Raw genomic sequence first — 17834 nt, 5'->3', positions numbered from 1 at the left:
TCAAAAAATGCTCTAGTGCGGAAAACAGGAAAAGAATAAGGTAGGAAATCCTCACTGTTATTGATTATAATTATCTGGCTTTCAGACATTGACCAAAATCAGCGAACCTAATGATTAAGATCAATAGCAGAGCTTTGATGAGGTTTTACTTTTAGCCAAGATTAAATCTAAACTTCTTAAATAAAAAATAATATGAAACAAATCAGTTTATGCCTTGGATTCCTCCTGCTAACCTTTCTTATGGCTTGTGGTAACGAGGGTGTAAGAAAAGACGAGAAGCCCATAGATATCCATGACTTAGCCAAAAACCAGCCTGAAGTACACGGTACCGAAATCAAAGAAGGTGACATTACTTTTGGCAATCCATTAAATAACGACTGGGTATCTGTAGGGAAATCAACTTATGAATTGAAATGTATGTCCTGCCATCGTCTAAGCGAAGTCAAATTGGTAGGACCCGGTTGGAAAGGAGTGACTCAAAGACGAAAACCACTTTGGATCATCAACATGATCACCAATGTAGATATGATGTTAGAGAAAGACCCGGAGGCTCAAAAAATGTTGGAGCAATGCCTGGTAAGAATGCCAAATCAAAACATTACCCCGGATGAAGCCAGAAAAGTCATTGAATTCATGAGAAGTAATGATGGCGAAAAATAATTGTATTCACTATATAAATAATGAAAAATGAAACCAATAAATTTTAGTTCAATACATGTCATACTATTCCTTTTGGGTATGGCCATTGTTATCCCCGGGTGTCGCCCCAAAGGATTGCAAAACCGCCGTCAGTGGAGACTCAGCATCCAAGGCATATGTGGCGCCCGGCAAATATGATGAGATGTACAATTTCGTTTCCGGAGGATTCAGTGGACAACTTTCTGTATACGGACTACCCTCTGGAAGGCTTTTTAGGTCATTCCTGTATTCTCTGTAGATCCGGAAAAAGGTTATGGCTTCAGTGAAGAAACCAAACCCATGCTCAATACATCTCATGGCTTTGTCCCGTGGGATGATGCTCCACCACCCCTGAAATGTCTCAAACCAATGGAGAGGTAGATGGCCGATGGGTATTTATCAATGGAAATAACACTCCTCGAATAGCCCGTATAGATTTGACTACATTCAGAACAGCAGAAATCATCGACATCCCCAATAGCGCTGGCAACCACTCATCTGCCTTCACGACTGAAAACACCGAATATGTCGTCGCCGGTACCCGATTCAGTATACCTATGGACAACTCTAATGGAGATGTACCCATCAAAAGTTACAAACAAAATTTTAAAGGGACCGTCAGTTTTATTAAAGTGGATCCAGCAGGCCCCAATATGAGTATCGCTTTTCAAATCCTATTGCCTGGTGTAAACTTTGACTTAAGTCATGCCGGCAAGGGTCCAAGTCATGGGTGGTTTTTCTTTTCATGTTATAATTCTGAACAGGCCAATACGTTACTGGAGGTCAATGCATCCCAGCGTGACAAGGACTTCATTATGGCTGTCAACTGGAAACTAGCCGAACAATACCTGGCGCAGGGAAAGGCAAAAACAAGCCGTACGATATGCTCACAATGCTTATGATGAAAACATGCATACAGCGACTTCCAAAATAGAAACTGAAGTGATCGTATTAGATGCAAAAGAATTGCCTGGCCTGGTGTATTTAATGCCTTGTCCTAAGTCGCCGCACGGCTGTGATGTAGATCCAACTGGAGAATATATCGTAGGAAGCGGAAAACTAGCAGCCTTAATGCCAGTGTACTCTTTTACAAAATTCAACAAGCCATTGCAGACAAATCATTTGATGGTGATTATGAAGGATTACCAGTATTGAAGTATGAATCTGTCCTGCATGGGGAAGTAAAAAAACCGGGATTAGGCCCTTTACATACCGAGTTTGACAATAACGGCAATGCTTATACTTCTATGTTTGTTTCTTCTGAGATCGTAAAATGGAATGTAAAAAGCCTTGAGGTGTTGGATCGGGTGCCTACCTACTATTCTATTGGTCACCTTTGTGTACCCGGAGGAGATAGCAGAAAGCCATTTGGAAAATACGTGATCGCCTACAATAAGATTACAAAAGATAGATTTTTACCAACTGGACCAGAACTGACTCAAAGCGCACAATTATATGATATCAGTGGGGATAAAATGAAACTTATTTTAGATTTTCCAACTATCGGAGAGCCGCATTATGCGCAAGCTTGTCCTGCAGAATTAATCACAAAAAATTCAGTCAAGTTTTATAAAATCGAGGAAAACACCAACAAATATGTATCTAAAGGTGACAAAGAAACCAAAGTCACCAGAAGTGGCAAAAGAGTTGATGTATATATGACCGCCATTCGTTCACATTTTACTCCGGATAATATTGAAGGGATTAAAGTTGGGGATGAAGTATATTTCCATGTCACCAATATGGAGCAAGACTGGGATGTACCTCATGGTTTTGCAGTCAAGGGAGCCAATACAGGAGAATTACTCATAATGCCCGGTGAAACTCAGACCTTAAAATGGAATCCTGACAGGGTTGGAATATTCCCAATGTATTGCACTGATTTTTGTTCAGCCCTGCATCAAGAGATGCAAGGTTATCTTAGGGTTTCTCCAGCTGGCAGCAATGTACCCATCACCTATAACACCGGTGATCCCGAACCACCAGCAGTACAATAAAGAATTAAAAAGCAATTAATAATTTTTCAATTTGAAGGGTCTACAAAATTTCAGCCTACATAAAATCTTATACAATTATGAAAAATTTAATCACCATCGTTATAATAGCTTTCATGCTCTCCACTATCATGTTTTGCAAAAACGATGCACCATCCACTGTTCAATCATCAGCACCTGAAGCTGGTATGACATCTAATGGTCAGGATGCGGTTGTCGACAATGAATCTCAAAAAGACATTGTAAAAATCGCTGTAGGATCCAAAGATCATACAACTTTAGTAGCAGCATTACAACAGGCAGATTATGTGGATGACCTAAGCAATGCAGGACCATTTACAGTATTTGCTCCAACCAATGAGGCATTTGCCAAATTGCCTGCCGGCACGGTAGAAAGCTTGATGAAAAACGACAAAAAAGCTGATCTTCAAAATATATTGGAGTATCATGTCTCCATTGGCGTTTTCAAAGAAGACATGCTTAGAAACGGACAAAAACTAGGGCAGGTAAATAGTCAAAATATCACGATCACCAAGACTCCAGATGGCAAAATAAAAATCAATGGTACTGCCAATGTCCTTGCTGCGGTGCCCGCAAGCAATGGATTGGTCTATGTGATAGATGAGGTATTGTTGCCACCCGCTAATAACTGAACCTCAAGACTAAAAATTAATACCGTACATATTAAGATCATTTAATAAATTCATAATGAAGGATACTCTTAGTTTTACCTCCAGGATACTAGTAGCATTTGCCAGCGGGGCTTTGATAGCGATTTATTTTTACCGGCCTGGCGTATTGATTTGTTTGCACCACAATATCCTGAAGGTTTAACTATGTATATCTGGATCAACAAACTCTCCGGGATGTCGATATTATAAATGGGCTCAATCACTATATTGGAATGAAACATATCTCTGCAGACATGTTTCCAGAATTCAAATTTATGTCCTATGTAGTCGCCTTTTTTATAGCCTTAGGTCTAACTGCAGCTATCACAGGCAAGCGAAAAATTCTACTCTCGTACATATTGCTTTCTCTGGTAGGAGGTTTATTCGTATTTTATGATCTATACAAATGGGGCTATGAATACGGACATAATCTTGATCCTAAAGCTGCTATTCAGGTGCCAGGCTTGTCTTATCAACCTCCAGTATTTGGACATAAAAGGTTATTAAATTTTGATGCTTACTCTTTTCCTGATGTAGCTGGATGGATTGTCTTTGGTGCAGTGGCCCTTGCTTCGTTAGTTTGGTTATTTGAATGGTATAAACACAAATCACAAAGTCCCAAGATGACCGCACTGCTTTTGATAATCAGCACAATGCTGATTTCCTGCAAAACTTCCTCTGAACCTTTTGTAATAGGAGTCGACGCTTGCCAGGTATGCAAAATGGGTATTGTAGACACTAAATATGGAGGAGAGCTTATAACTAAAAAAAGGTAAACTTTTAAAAATTTGATGATATAGGGTGCATGATAAAACATCTTAAAACTAATTCAAGTGGATGAATAATAAGCCAAGCATTGACAATGGATTATCTCAAATCAAACCACTTCATACCGGTGGATTCCGCTTGGTTCTTGATTAGTCCTGATTTAAAAAGTCCTATGAACAGTCATGATGCAGCTTTGCTGATTTATCCAGCGTCCAAAATCATCAAACTAAATATCCCGGAGAAATCCTCAAATGGGATGCTTTGTTGTCAAAGCCAGATTGATTTATGAGATATCTCGGTTTCATCCTTTTCATACTATGCCATACTAACTCAACAAAGGCAAATATTTTAAATGTAGGCAAAAGTCATAAATATTACTCTATTCAAACAGCCATCGATGTAGCTCAAGCAGGGGATACTATCCAAGTCTCCGCGGGTACGTATACCGGCATTATTCAAGTTCAAAAATCGATTGTATTGATCGGCATCGATTTTCCGGTATTAGATGGAGAGAATAAAATAGAGAATATAGTAGTCCAGGGAAAGAATGTTTCGATTTCAGGTTTTATCATCAAAGACTCTAAAAAATCCTCTTCAAATGATTATGCAGCGATAAGTGTAATCGATGCTGAAAATATTTTGATAAAAAATAATCGCATCGAAAATGCTCATTTTGGAATACATATCGCCAATAGCAGGAACTGTAATCTATATCAAAATATTATCACAGGTCAGTCTACTTCAGAGCAAAGCGCTGGCAATGGCATCCATATCTGGAAATCCAATCACATTATCATTGAAGAAAATACTATTCAAGGTCATCGTGATGGCATTTACCTCGAATTTGTGACCGAATCACTTATAAAAAAGAATAAGAGTAAAAACAATCTACGGTATGGATTGCACTTTATGTTTTCACACAACGATCATTATATAGAAAATTGGTTTTACAATAATGGCACCGGGGTAGCCGTCATGTATACCAAAAATGTACATATGGAAGGAAATATATTCGAACAAAACTGGGGCACAGCTTCCTATGGCATACTCCTCAAAGATATTTCTGACAGCTACCTGCTCAACAACAAATTTATCAAAAACACTATTGGCATTTTTTATGGAAGGTGGCAATCGAATTGAGGTCAAAAACAACGAGTTCCAGGACAATGGCTGGGCACTCAAAGTCCAGGCCAATTGTTCAGACAATATAATTTCAAATAATAATTTCCAGGGAAATACTTTTGATGTAGCTACCAATGGAACCATGGTGATGAGTAATTTTACAAATAATTATTGGGATAAATATGAGGGGTATGACCTCGACAAAGACGGTTATGGTGATATACCCTATCATCCAATCAGTTTATATTCAATGCTTATCGAACATAATCCCAACACCTTGCTTTTGATGCGAAGTTTTATTGTTTCTTTGCTGGACAAGGTAGAGAAAGCAATACCTAGTCTTACGCCAGAAAATTTAGTTGACCCCTATCCCATCATGCGCCCTCTCAAATTATGATCAAGATATTAAACCTGTGTAAAAGATTTAAAAACCTCATTGCATTGGACGACATCAGTGTCACTTTTGAAGAAGGTCAGGTAATATCCTTAATCGGCCCCAATGGCTCTGGCAAGACCACTTTGATTAAATCGATATTAGGATTGATTCGACCCAATGAAGGCCAAATATTATTTCAAAATAAATCGATCTATAACGACTTTCAATACAGATCCCAAATCGGCTATATGCCTCAAATAGGAAGATATCCTGACAACATGAAAATGGGGCAATTATTCCAGATGTTACGAAATATTCGAAATGTACATGAAGAACATTTGGATACAGAATTGATCAATAGCTTTGAATTAAGATCGATGTTTGAAAGCCTATGCGCACCTTGTCCGGAGGTACCAGGCAAAAGGTAAGTGCAGCCATCGCTTTTATGTTTGATTCGAAAGTGCTCATCCTCGACGAGCCTACCGCCGGGCTAGACCCAGTCGCTTCTGAAATACTTAAAGATAAAGTAAACAAGGAAAAAATAAAAAACAAACTGATTGTTATTACATCTCATATATTAAGCGACCTGGATGATATCACTACCCATGTAATGTATTTACAAGATGGCCAAATAATGTTTTGAAAGATTTAAATACTCTCAGGAGTCAACCGGTGAAGCCAAGCTTAGCAAAGCTATTGCCCAGATCATGAAATCGGCTCACCTGACCTAATTACATTGCCCGGTTAGCTTAAACCAAATAAACACAACGAAAAAACTGCAATGCTAAAATTGACCAAATACGTATTATATGACATCTTAAATAATAAGATCATTTCCGCATTTGCTCTTTTTCTCCTCCTCGTCTCCATCACTCTGTTCCAACTTGAAGAAAATCAATCTAAAGCAGTCATGAGCCTGATGACCATCATTCTTTTTGTTCTGCCATTAGTCAGTATGGTTTTTGCAACTATACATTATTACAACTCTTACGAATTTATAGAATTGATGCTGTCACAACCTATCAGTAGAACAAAAATCCTGGTCAGTGAATATTTAGGCGTGAGTTTATCATTATTGAGTGCTTTTTTGATGGGAGTCGGTATTCCGGTTTTCATATATTCGTTTAACCAAATTGGATTTACTGTAATCTTTGCAGGCAGCATCCTGGTATTTATTTTTACATCATTGGCATTTTTGTCATCTGTATTGGCCAGGGACAAAGCCAGAGGCATAGGCCTTGTTTTGCTGGTATGGCTATTTTTCTCTCTGGTCTATGATGGAGCACTCATGTTATTGATATTCGCCCTTAGTGATTATCCTATAGAGAAATTTACCATAGCACTTGCTTCATTGAACCCTATCGATTTAGCTAGAATATTTATCATGCTCAAAATGGATATTAGTGCTTTAATGGGCTATACAGGCGCGGTGTATAAAAAATTCTTCGGTGGCTATTTTGGCTCACTGTATACTGTGGTCATATTGCTGATATGGGCGATAGTGCCATTTTGATATCTCTAAGAGCATTTAAGCGGAAGGATTTGTGAATGAACACTACCCGTGCTATAAATTTCTTTTATTCAACTCACTGACCGCTCTATCCACTGCTCTGACAGTCAATGCCATGTATAAGATAGAAGGGCTTTGATTGCCGGTACTGGTCATACATGCCCCATCAGTCACGAAAACATTTTTACAGAGGTGCATTTGATTCCACTTATTGAGCATGGAGTTTTTTGCATCAGTACCCATCCTGCATCCACCCATTTCGTGGATGTCTAAACCGGGAGCCTGATGATTGTCACCGGAGGTGATATTGGTACAGCCTGCTGCCTCCATCATGGCTTTGCTTTCCTGCATAAAGTCTTTTACCATGCGAACATCATTGTCATCATAACCAACAGATGTAATGAGGAGTGGTATCCCCCATTGATCTTTTTCCGTATCACTTAGTCTTACATGATTTTCCTTTTTGGGAATGGTTTCGCCTTGCATGTACATATAAGTATGCCAGCCTCCGGGTTGACCGAGGGCTTCTTTGTAGTCTTCCCCAAATTGGGGACCCTCTATCATTTTACCACGAGATCTGTAAGCCCCGGTGAAAATGGTATAACCACCTACGAAGTCCATAGTTTGCTTGCCGAGGTTTCTGTAATTGGCGATGATGGGTTCTGTGGGCTTTCTGCCGTAATAATATTTATCTTCAAACCCTTTGACATCCGCGCCCGTACCAGATCTATAGTTGTGATGGGCCACATATTTACCAAATAAATCGTGATCGTTGCCAAGACCATTGGGAAAGCGGGCGGATTTTGAATTGAGCAGGATAAGGTTACTGTTCAAAGCTGAGGCGTTGACAAAAATCACTTTTGCGTGGTATTCGTGCTCTTCCATAGTAAGCGCATCAATGATTTTGACCCCGGATGCCTTTTGGGTCTTTTCATCATACAGGATGGAATGCACGACAGAATGTGGCCGCACAGTGAGATTTCCTGTCTTAGCCGCCCATGGAAGTGTGGAAGAATTAGAACTAAAATAACCTCCAAATGGACATCCTCTCATACACATATTGCGTGCCTGGCAATTGCCACGACCTTGCTCGAGGTGTATTGGTTCAGCTTTGGTGATATTTGCCCAGCGTGCGTCTACCATATGCCTGTCAGGAAAATGTTCCCTTATTTTATCGCGCATATGCGACTCGACACAGTTCAACCCAAACGCAGGTAGAAACTCTCCATCCGGCATAGCTTCTATCCCATCTTTGGTACCACATACACCGATGAATTTCTCTACGTGACTATACCACGGAGCTACATCCTGATATCCTATCGGCCAGTTCATGCCATAGCCTTGTCTTTCAGGAGCTGTAAATTCGTAGGGACTCCAGCGCTGACAGGCCCTTCCCCAGATTAATGATTTGCCGCCCACCTGGTATCCCCTGATCCAATCAAAGGGCTTTTCCTGAATATAGGGATGATCTGCATCCTGAATAAAAAATGCCTGGTATCGTCTCCAAAGCCGGCAGCTTTGCTGATCAATGGATTTTTGTCCATATATGCTTTGTCGACCCAGCCGCGATGCTTAAAATCCCAGGGAGCCATGGTCGCTGTCGGATAATCTTTGATGTGCTTGATATCTCTTCCCCGTTCGAGTACCAGCGTTTTTAATCCTTTCTCACAAAATTCTTTTGCAGCCCAGCCTCCGGAGATCCCTGAACCGATGACAATAGCGTCGAATGTGGTTTCCATAGAGGGAAGTTAAGTAAATGTCACAAATTAATTGGTGTGGTAGACTTGCAGAATAATATTGGGCAGTTGCAGCCTTCATAATTCTTGTTACATTTAGTTTCCAAATCCTCTGATTAAAAAAAATGATCAAACTATTTCGACATCTGCGCTTGAGTCTTTTTGCCGGTGAAAAATTTACTGCTTATATCAAATATTCCATCGGCGAGATCATTCTAGTGGTTATTGGTATCCTCATTGCTCTCCAAATTAATAACTGGAATGAGCAAATGAAAAAACAAACATCACTCAAACTTGTCTTGACCAACCTGGTAGAAAATCTTCAACAAGATCAAGCTGCGCTCAAACAGATGCAACAATTGGAGTCGTTTCGATTTCATGCCTTCATCTATCTTCTAAAAATGGCTGGTGCCTCTAGCTATGATGCTGCGCAAGATGGACATACTATTCCTCCTTATAAGAACGATTTTATCTGGAAGTCCGCAATTCCTGAAAATTATGATAAAAAATTTATCACAGAAGCTTTTTTGTGGTCCCACCGGTCTAATATGGTCGCAGCCAATCAAGCCGCAATCAATGAGCTGAAAAATACCGGGATGTATTCCAGCATAAATGATAAAAATTTAAAAATCGCTATTACCAACTATTATAATGCCTGGAATATCCGAATACGGGGTATTATGGAAGACCTTATCAATGATTGGCAGAAATCACTTGAATCTGACGGCGTCATTACCTCTGATGTGGCTGGATTAAAAGATCCGATCGTATTATTAAAAGATCATCCAGAAAGAATTGCTTTAATCAAACGCCTGATCCGAGAAAGTGCCTGGTGGATTGAAAGCGCAGATGTATTATCAAAAAACGCCGAAAAATTAATTGAAGTGGTACAAAAATATATTTCGACACAATAATGCATCGGTATACTCAGCATAACTCAAGTCATCCCATTGGCATTGCCTGGACTATCTTACTGTTGTAAATTGACAGCAGGTCATAAAAATATTATCTCAAAATATTACTTAGTACCCGGCGCTTTATAGGCCACTTTAGTCGCTTTGTCGAGATCCTCTGCTGTGAGTAAGGAAGTCATCCTCACATTGACCACCCCGGATGCATTTATTTTTAACCCTATGGAAGATACACTTTCTGCCAGTTTAAATAATTCCTAAATGCAATATACCCTCAAGTGAATAGAGATTTAAAGTTCAATCAACTTCCTCTTTTGATCGCACTTTATTTTATAGCTATCTCCATAGCCCCAGTCCAATTCTCTGCAATGCCATTGATTTGATATTCTATTGATTTATTGATAAAATTTTTGCCGTAAAATCGTTAGAATCAAGCTCAAGGATAGCTTCAAAACACGTTATGGCCTCTGCAAAATTTTTATCCAAATATTGCTTCATCGCATCTTTAAAAATATTCAATGATTTCATTTTAAGGTCCCGTTCCTTGATAGAATATCCATCAATACATTCTACTATACTGATTAAATTGTTTTTTCCTTTTAGTTGTGCCTTCCCGAGGTGCCTTACATTATATCTTAATGGATTTTGAATAAGTTGAAGAGTATCACCGCTTAACAATAAAGGTGATCTAAAATATTTAGTAAGGCTCTCAATTCTCGATGCCGTATTGACTGTATCAGAGATGGTAGCTGCATCAAGTCTATATTCATCTCCAGTAATACCCATGATCAATGGACCCGTATGCAGGCCGATTCCAGCTTTGATCGGTTCGAGCCCAATGGCGATCCGGTCTTTATTAAAATCGTCAATGGCTTGTTGCATTGAGATGGCTGCCTTTAATGCATCCTCTGGTTCCTCAGGAAACAACGCCATAATCGAATCCCCCAGGTATTGATTGATAAATCCTCTATGAGATCTAATAATAGGACCCAATCGTTCATTGAAGGAAGATACGAAACGAAAATTTTCTTCAGGAGTCATTCTTTCAGAAAGCGAAGTAAAATCTCTAATATCAGTAAATAATACGGTTACCGTTTTTCCTACCTGGTCTCCCAACTGTACATCAAGCAGTGACTCTTTACCTAATGCCCGAATAAATTCGTGCGGCACGAACTTTTTAGTCACTTCATGAATGCGGAGTATAGCTTCTTCTCTTTCTCTGACTTCACGGATATTTTTTTCAAACAACATGGCGCTTTCAATAGCCGTTGAGGATTGTAATGCAAGAGTCACTAAAAGCTTAAGATGGGCTGCACTGTATTGGTCTTCTTTCTCTCCCGCCAAAATGATCGCACCCATGATTCGATGTTTTACTTTCATTGCTGCGTAGACGATGGATTTGACATCCTCAGCTAGCATACCACTTGTCTTTAAAGCACTGATATCTCCCAGAATCTCCGATTGTCCACTCAAACCAATTTTGAAAAGCAAGTCAGTATGCTCCTTGATCGCAGCAGTATCAAAATAGTGTAGTCCGGAAGCAGCGGGTACATTTAATTGCTGCGTGCTTTCGTCCCATAATACAATCACCCCACCTTCAGAGGGTATTGAATGCACAGCTTGATCCAAGGTAATCTGAGCTATGACATCAGGCTCTATCGTCTGAGTTAACTGTTCTGAAAAATTATAAATAACATTAAGCTCCTGATAAAGGTTAAGCACTTCTGACCCCAATTTCTTTTTTTCTGCTTCTTTTTGTATCAAAAATGTAACCAAATGGGCTATAATGTCAGCACCAACACCATGTACATAGCCAACGGCTACTCCTTCTGAAAGCAATGGCAGCGACAATTCAGGGTTATTAAGAACTCCTTTCGATTTACCAAGAAGGATATTACCCTCATGATCCTCAATCGATATAGCACCATTCAATTGACTGATCAACCCAAGAATAACAGCATTAATCTGATGATTTTTAAGAATAATATTTTTTAAATTTATCCTGGTCATGTATAAAAGGTAATCTGGGTTAGATCAAGAAATTATCCGAAAATCATAAAATGTCTAATTGGAGGATTTCCCTTGCTTTTGACAGAATGGCTTCGGGATCGAATGGTTTAGTCATATAAATATTGGCTCCTACCTCTTGCCCTTTCTGTCGATCAAAGTCCTGGCCTTTCGCAGTGAGTAATATAATAAATACATCTTTTAAAGCCTCGTCTTGTTTTACAAGGTGACATACTTCCATACCGTTCATTTTAGGCATCATTACATCCAGAAATACAAGGTCCGGCTTTTCTGTTTGGATGAGATGTAATGCCGACTCACCATTGTCAGAAGTAAAAAACTCTACATCGTCGTCTTCAAGCTCTTCCAGAGTTTGTTCAATGAGCATACGAATATGAAATTCATCATCTACAATTAATATCTTCTTTGACATCTTAATAGTTAGAAAAGTTTGAAAAAATTGTTGGAATTCAAGTAATAAGAATATTAAATCTATTCATGCCAATGCTATTGATATAGGAGAAATAAAACATTTTCCATTCCTTTTTCAAATCGCAAAGCATGCAGGCTGTCCTTTTGTGTAGACATCAGGGAATTAATGATCATGATATCAGGCGGATTGGCCAATGCTTTTTCGACCAATTCCTTACCATCCGATTCCATTACTACATAACCTTTGGCTTTTAATACTTCTGTCAAAGTATTTACTGTAGCCATGTCTTCATCTACGATCATGACTTTCTTTTTTGATTTACCCTGATCCAACAAGCTACCTATTTCATTGAATAACTCATTAGTATCAATAGGTTTGTTTAAATATCGGTCTACCCCTATACGGAAACCTCTTGCTTTGTCTTCTACGATAGATAAGACGATGATTGGTATGTCCATGGTGGCAGGGTCATTTTTGAGTACTGCCGCTACATCAAATCCATTCATCTCCGGCATCATGATATCCAGGATGATAAGGTCTGGCCTATGATCCCGCACTCTTGTCAAGGCTTCTTTTCCATTCCTCGCTTCATGGATAAAATAACCTGCATCACCAAGCTCTTGTTGCAATAAAGATCTGATAGAATCGTCATCGTCTACTATGAGGATATTAGATGCTTTTCCTTTAATATATTGCTGAGATCGGGCGACTTCTTCATTCAATTGTTTGAGTAAAGCGTCGAGTAGCATGGGTTTAGGCGTGCTTGGTTTACCGGTCGGAATAGAGAATGTAAATGTACTTCCTTTGCCCAACTCACTTTCAAGCCAGATACGACCTCCATGATGTTCTACAATCTCTTTGCATATTGGAAGTCCGAGACCAGTACCTTTGGGTTTGTCAGTAAGTGTATCACCAACCTGCTTAAATTGTTCGAACACAACGCTATGATCTTTATTGGCTATGCCGATGCCTGTGTCTGCTATGCTCACTAAAATTTCATTCTGAACTGCCAGCACCTTACATGTAACCGTACCTGTGGGTGTAAACTTAACCGAATTCGAAATCAAATTGACCATTACCTGGATGAGTTTGTCTTTGTCTCCTACGATAGTTGGCAACGAATCATCGATATCTTTGATCAAAACCAATGATCTCTGGTCGAAAAGTGATGAGGTTGCTGCAATCGCTGTCTCAGCTACTTCTTGCATTGATACAGCGTCTTCATTCCATTGCATTTTACCAGCTTCTATCTTGGCCAGATCGAGTACATCATTGATCAGAGTGGTCAGACGCTGCCCTTCTGATACTACGACTCCAAGGTTTTCGCTTACCTGTTGTATCGTTTTAGTGGTCTTAGGATCTGACTGGTCTGTCAAAGGGAATATCTTCTCTTCCAGGCGCTTCTTGATGATTTTGGCGAATCCAAGCACAGAAGTGAGTGGAGTCCTCAATTCATGACTCACTGTAGATAAAAATGCACTCTTGGCTTCATTGGCTCTTTCAGCCATTTTGCCTGATTCTTCCGCAGCAAGTTTGGCTTGTTTTACTTCATCGAATAGGGTAGCATTATTCAAGGAAACACCTACCGAAGATGCAATAGTCGATAAAAGTCGCAGATCATTTTCGTTAAATCGATTCTCCTGTTCCGTGCTTTGAACACTTAACACGCCTATGATTTCATCACCGACCGGTATGGGTACACCGAGATAAGATGAGGCGGCTATACCCAATCTTTTGACGCCCAGCAGCTCTGATGATGCTTCAAAATCTTTATTAATGAGTATGGGTTCTTGGGACCTGATTATTTTCGAAGCCAATCCTTCTCCAAATTTTAATGGAGGAAGATTTTCTCCATACTGGTAAGGAAAATGAAGCATGTCTGAATCCTTATCATGAAGAGCAAGGTATACGATATTAGCTCTGAATAAATCCTTAAGCTGATCGCCGACCATCTGGATTAAATCATGCGAATCTAATTGAGAGGTAAGCGCTTTACCTATATTATTCACAGTACTTAGTTCCGCGGCCCTTTGTTTTGTTTCAGATAATAAATGGGCAGTTTCATCAAATAGTTTTGCATTTTCATCAGCTTTCAATTTAAGTTCAAGCGTTCTGCTATTGACTATTTTCTCAAGTTCCCTGTGTTTTTCATGAAGCTGATATGTCCGCCACCTGACCAACGAATAGATGACCAAACCTGCTAGCAATGCATAGGAAAGGTAGGCCCACCAGGAGGCATACCAAGCAGGCAAAATATAAAAAGCATAATTGGACTCGGTGCTCTCCACATCATAAATATTTTTTGCCTTCACCCGAAAATTATATGATCCGGATGGGAGATTGCCATATTCACGAAAACTTTGTATGCTCCAATCACTCCAGGTTTTATCGCGGCCTTCTAAAAAAGTAGAAAACATTGTTTCATTCTCTTGCTTGAAGAATGGGGCAGCATATTCAAACTGGAGCGTATTCCAACTATGGTTTAGTATATTTTCAGCAGTTGGTATTTCCAGGCCAACAAAATGGGTTGAATCTTCATTCAAAAGGATTTTACGAATAATCGACTTAAATGATCCTGAGTTGGTTTCTTCCAGATTTCCATCATATCGGATGATTCCTTCTCTACCAGTAAACCAGGCAGGTTGTTTTACCTGAACTCCTCTATCATGAAAAATACCCCAGGTGGGATAATTCTTAGTCAAGCCTTTAAATGGGGTGTTTACAATTTTAAATCCTCCACCGGCCAAAGGAATCTTGACGAAAACCCCTGTTCCAAAATTAGCCCAAACCCTACCAAGATTATCTTTAGAACTCTCCAGAGTACCATCATTAAAGATATTAGAACCAATATAATTTTTTAAAAAACTGACCGTGTCCTGAATAAATATCCTTTTAGCTTCATCAAAAACAAATATTGAATCCTTACCAGCAATAAAATAGGTGACTCCATCAAACTCTGATATGGACACGGGTGAAACAGGCAAACCTTGTTTAAAATTGTATAATTCAACAGAAGACTCAGTTAGGGTCACTTTGCCGTCCTTTCTTTGCGGAATCACCAATTTGAGTTCATTAGGGTTATCGCCTGCTATCCAAATATTTCCACCATTTGTTTCTGATACAATAGAACCACTTCTAAAACCTTTGGCAAATGATTCTACAGCATAGCCGGATGTGGACGGGTTGAATCGGACTATGGCCATGCCAGAACGCAAATTGCAATAGAGTACAGTTGAATCCAGCTTGGATCTTGTGATCCCTCCGATATGAAAATCATAATTAGTGCCTTGAATTAGGGTATATGATTTATCGCCCACTAATTTGAGTAACCCCTTCTCTGCTCCTGCTACCAAGAGATCCTTACCATTTATTAAAAAATTACCAATTTGGCCACTGGTGCCATTTACTTTCTCAAATCTATTGGTTGACTTATTGAGTACAAATACCCCATTATTTGTACCTGCATACATGAAGGCATTGTTGAATCCAATCGTAAAAACGGTCTTAGCGGGCAACCCCTGTGCTTCATTATAATAGGTTAGGGCTGACTGCAAATCGATTTTGGCAATACCATTAAAAAGTGGCATCCACAAATTACCTCGGCTGTCTTCAAATAGATTATCCACGGAATTGTCTTGCAGCCCTACAGACTTATCTATGCGTTGAATAAGTTTGCCTTGATGATCAATTATTACCATGCCATCATTAAAAGTATTGAGCGCGATCAGCCCATTACTTAAGACCAGGCCACCATATAAACTCGTATTAAAGATGTAAGGATCGGCCTCAGTTTTAAAAGGAACGAAATCCTTGCCATCGTAGATAAAGAGACCTTGTGTGCGAGTGCCAATGAGCATGCGATTATTATCATAAGGGAGGAGGGCATAGATGCGTTCAGTAGCGAATCTTCCTCCATTAGGCACTACGTGAAAACTATCGCCTTGCTGTACACAAAGGCCTCTATTCCATATTCTGCAATAATATTTACCATTCACAGACCCACCTACATGAAAAGGTTCCTTACTCTCGATGATTTTGAATGATGTACCATCCCACTCAAATATTTTATAAATAGTTCGAAAGACAACCTTTCCCTCAATAAGCTGCGCTTCCCAAACTTCACCAAATGTGCGATGCTGTTCCGGTAGCTTATCTTTAAGTGAAACAAATTGCAATTTGCCTTTCGTATCACTATCCATAAATCCTAGGTCTCCATTAGTGCCAACATAGATTTTTCCATCCAGACCCTTTACCAGACTCCTTGTTTCCAGATTTCCGTTTGGTTTAATGAGACCCCAATGTTGACCATCGAAAGTTAGAATGCCAACAGAATTTGCAAAATACATTACACCATGACTGTCTTCTTCCACCCACCAATTCACTCCATCAGCATTGTAATCCTGGTACCGATAATTGGTGATAAACGGAAGCCCCTTTTGTTCGATTGACTGAGCTGCAGCTTGATCAAAGTGTAGCACGCACCAGGCAAACAACACACCACGAAGCAAACTCACTAAAAGCCTTAAACCTTTTAATGTAAAATGGCAAATAGAAATATAAACAGCAGAAAAACCGATTGGAACTGATTTGGAATTGGCAATAATCATTTTTGGCACATTAGGAATTTAGGTCAGGGTGGATATTTAAACAGGTAATTTTCTCTTACAGGTCCGCAAAAAATGTAGGACCTAATTATATACTCATCATCACAAATATTAAAAATATGGCCGGTTGAAAAGTCTCAAAACAGCACCCCAAATATATCAAACCTACCCCAATAGTCTCATATGTATACCTCTATCGTATCAAGCCATTGATGCTAACTTGAAAGGTTATCGAGTCCGGTCAGAAAACAGGACTACTACCTTGGGTATCCTCTCACTCTAAATATTCCGATGGCAACTTGCCAAATCTTAGCTTAAACTGTTCTGAAAAATACTGGACTTTTTGAATGCCTATAGCTGCTGCCACAGTTTTTACATTGTTAATCTTTCTCTGCTCCAGTAAAGTGCGAGCATGATCATAGCGAATCTCCTGAATATACTGTAATGGAGTCATACCTGCGACAGATTGCACCTTACGGAATAATTGAGCGCGACTCATGTGCAAGGCTTCAGCCAAAAAATCTACTGTAAGCTGCTGAGAAGCGATATGATCACGGATAGTAGTTTCCAGAACTGCTAACCATTTTTGAGCTTCAGTAGCTGGCAAAGGAATTTCTTCGTAATGCAAAATTTCTTTTTGCTCATGTTCTAGCCTGGCTAGTGTAAGTTCAATGGCGCGATGTAAGTCTAGTCGTTTCACTGGTTTGGAGATAAATGCCTGAGGTCTCGTAGATTTTGCTCTATTAAAATGAACATCATCGCTATTTGCTGTGATATAAATTACAGGGATATCATACTCTAGCTGCATCTCTTGAGCGGTTTCAATACCATCCATCTCACCTTTAAGACGGATATCTAACAAAATAATGTCAGGACGATTAGATCTTATATGCACCAGAGCCTCTTCACCTTTGGCCAATAATCCGATCACTTCATAACCCATATTGGTGATATACATAGAGATTTTCGCCCCGATGATCATCTCGTCCTCTACGATTAATATTTTTGGGATTAAAGTAATCAA

At 39.4% G+C, this 17834-nt stretch carries 10 protein-coding genes and 4 pseudogenes; 9 read left to right on the top strand and 5 right to left on the bottom strand.

The features are described from left to right. Positions 1–192 precede the first annotated feature (192 nt). The 8 genes and pseudogenes from IPJ09_20695 (at position 193) to IPJ09_20660 (ending at position 7157) form a co-directional block, all read left to right on the top strand. Positions 193–660, top strand: a complete 468-nt coding sequence (locus tag IPJ09_20695; GenBank protein MBK7373806.1) for a cytochrome c — start codon at positions 193–195, stop codon at positions 658–660. A 181-nt stretch (positions 661–841) separates the two neighbouring features. Continuing rightward, positions 842–2675: pseudogene (gene nosZ, locus IPJ09_20690) on the top strand (Sec-dependent nitrous-oxide reductase). Between the two features lie 77 nt (positions 2676–2752). Continuing rightward, positions 2753–3325 carry a fasciclin domain-containing protein gene (locus IPJ09_20685; protein ID MBK7373805.1) on the top strand — a complete coding sequence of 191 codons (573 nt, stop codon included), beginning with the start codon at positions 2753–2755 and terminating at the stop codon, positions 3323–3325. Between the two features lie 251 nt (positions 3326–3576). Then, positions 3577–4119 carry a hypothetical protein gene (locus IPJ09_20680; GenBank protein ID MBK7373804.1) on the top strand — a complete coding sequence of 181 codons (543 nt, stop codon included), beginning with the start codon at positions 3577–3579 and terminating at the stop codon, positions 4117–4119. 277 nt (positions 4120–4396) lie between these two features. Next, positions 4397–5630: pseudogene (locus tag IPJ09_20675) on the top strand (nitrous oxide reductase family maturation protein NosD). Further along, positions 5627–6037, top strand: coding sequence for an ATP-binding cassette domain-containing protein (locus IPJ09_20670; GenBank protein ID MBK7373803.1), 411 nt, complete (start codon positions 5627–5629; stop codon positions 6035–6037). The pseudogene IPJ09_20675 and the gene IPJ09_20670 overlap by 4 nt, the downstream one beginning before the upstream one ends. Further along, the gene (locus IPJ09_20665; GenBank protein MBK7373802.1) at positions 6001–6252 is read left to right on the top strand and encodes an ATP-binding cassette domain-containing protein; all 252 of its coding nucleotides are present in this window, start codon (positions 6001–6003) and stop codon (positions 6250–6252) included. The genes IPJ09_20670 and IPJ09_20665 overlap by 37 nt, the downstream gene beginning before the upstream one ends. Before the next feature lie 138 nt (positions 6253–6390). Further along, positions 6391–7157: pseudogene (locus IPJ09_20660) on the top strand (ABC transporter permease subunit). Between the two features lie 16 nt (positions 7158–7173). Here the strand turns inward: IPJ09_20660 and IPJ09_20655 are convergent. Continuing rightward, positions 7174–8858, bottom strand: a pseudogene (locus IPJ09_20655) (GMC family oxidoreductase). 122 nt (positions 8859–8980) lie between these two features. Here IPJ09_20655 and IPJ09_20650 point away from each other — a divergent pair. Then, positions 8981–9769 carry a hypothetical protein gene (locus tag IPJ09_20650; protein MBK7373801.1) on the top strand — a complete coding sequence of 263 codons (789 nt, stop codon included), beginning with the start codon at positions 8981–8983 and terminating at the stop codon, positions 9767–9769. Between the two features lie 384 nt (positions 9770–10153). Here IPJ09_20650 and IPJ09_20645 read toward each other — a convergent pair whose 3' ends face one another. The 4 genes from IPJ09_20645 to IPJ09_20630 form a co-directional block, all read right to left on the bottom strand. Then, positions 10154–11776, bottom strand: a complete 1623-nt coding sequence (locus tag IPJ09_20645) for a GAF domain-containing protein (GenBank protein ID MBK7373800.1) — start codon at positions 11774–11776, stop codon at positions 10154–10156. A 43-nt stretch (positions 11777–11819) separates the two neighbouring features. Further along, positions 11820–12206: a response regulator gene (locus IPJ09_20640; GenBank protein MBK7373799.1), complete on the bottom strand. Its 387-nt coding sequence runs from the start codon at positions 12204–12206 to the stop codon at positions 11820–11822. Between the two features lie 74 nt (positions 12207–12280). After that, entirely contained in the window at positions 12281–16813 is a 4533-nt protein-coding gene (locus IPJ09_20635; protein MBK7373798.1) for a response regulator, read from the bottom strand. A gap of 271 nt (positions 16814–17084) precedes the next feature. Further along, on the bottom strand, positions 17085–17834 hold the full coding sequence (locus tag IPJ09_20630; GenBank protein ID MBK7373797.1) for a response regulator: 750 nt from the start codon (positions 17832–17834) through the stop codon (positions 17085–17087).

The sequence above is a fragment of the Saprospiraceae bacterium genome (assembly GCA_016709995.1).
Classification (GTDB): domain Bacteria; phylum Bacteroidota; class Bacteroidia; order Chitinophagales; family Saprospiraceae; genus JADJLQ01.
This window is presented reverse-complemented; position numbering and strand designations above follow the sequence as displayed.

Excerpts from the sequence above, each read along its gene's own strand:
- IPJ09_20665 (MBK7373802.1), top strand. The coding sequence starts at position 6,001 with ATGCGCACCTTGTCCGGAGGTACCAGGCAAAAGGTAAGTGCAGCCATC.
- IPJ09_20635 (MBK7373798.1), bottom strand. The coding sequence starts at position 16,813 with ATGATTATTGCCAATTCCAAATCAGTTCCAATCGGTTTTTCTGCTGTT.
- IPJ09_20695 (MBK7373806.1), top strand. The coding sequence starts at position 193 with ATGAAACAAATCAGTTTATGCCTTGGATTCCTCCTGCTAACCTTTCTT.
- IPJ09_20645 (MBK7373800.1), bottom strand. The coding sequence starts at position 11,776 with ATGACCAGGATAAATTTAAAAAATATTATTCTTAAAAATCATCAGATT.
- IPJ09_20640 (MBK7373799.1), bottom strand. The coding sequence starts at position 12,206 with ATGTCAAAGAAGATATTAATTGTAGATGATGAATTTCATATTCGTATG.
- IPJ09_20685 (MBK7373805.1), top strand. The coding sequence starts at position 2,753 with ATGAAAAATTTAATCACCATCGTTATAATAGCTTTCATGCTCTCCACT.
- IPJ09_20650 (MBK7373801.1), top strand. The coding sequence starts at position 8,981 with ATGATCAAACTATTTCGACATCTGCGCTTGAGTCTTTTTGCCGGTGAA.
- IPJ09_20680 (MBK7373804.1), top strand. The coding sequence starts at position 3,577 with ATGAAACATATCTCTGCAGACATGTTTCCAGAATTCAAATTTATGTCC.
- IPJ09_20670 (MBK7373803.1), top strand. The coding sequence starts at position 5,627 with ATGATCAAGATATTAAACCTGTGTAAAAGATTTAAAAACCTCATTGCA.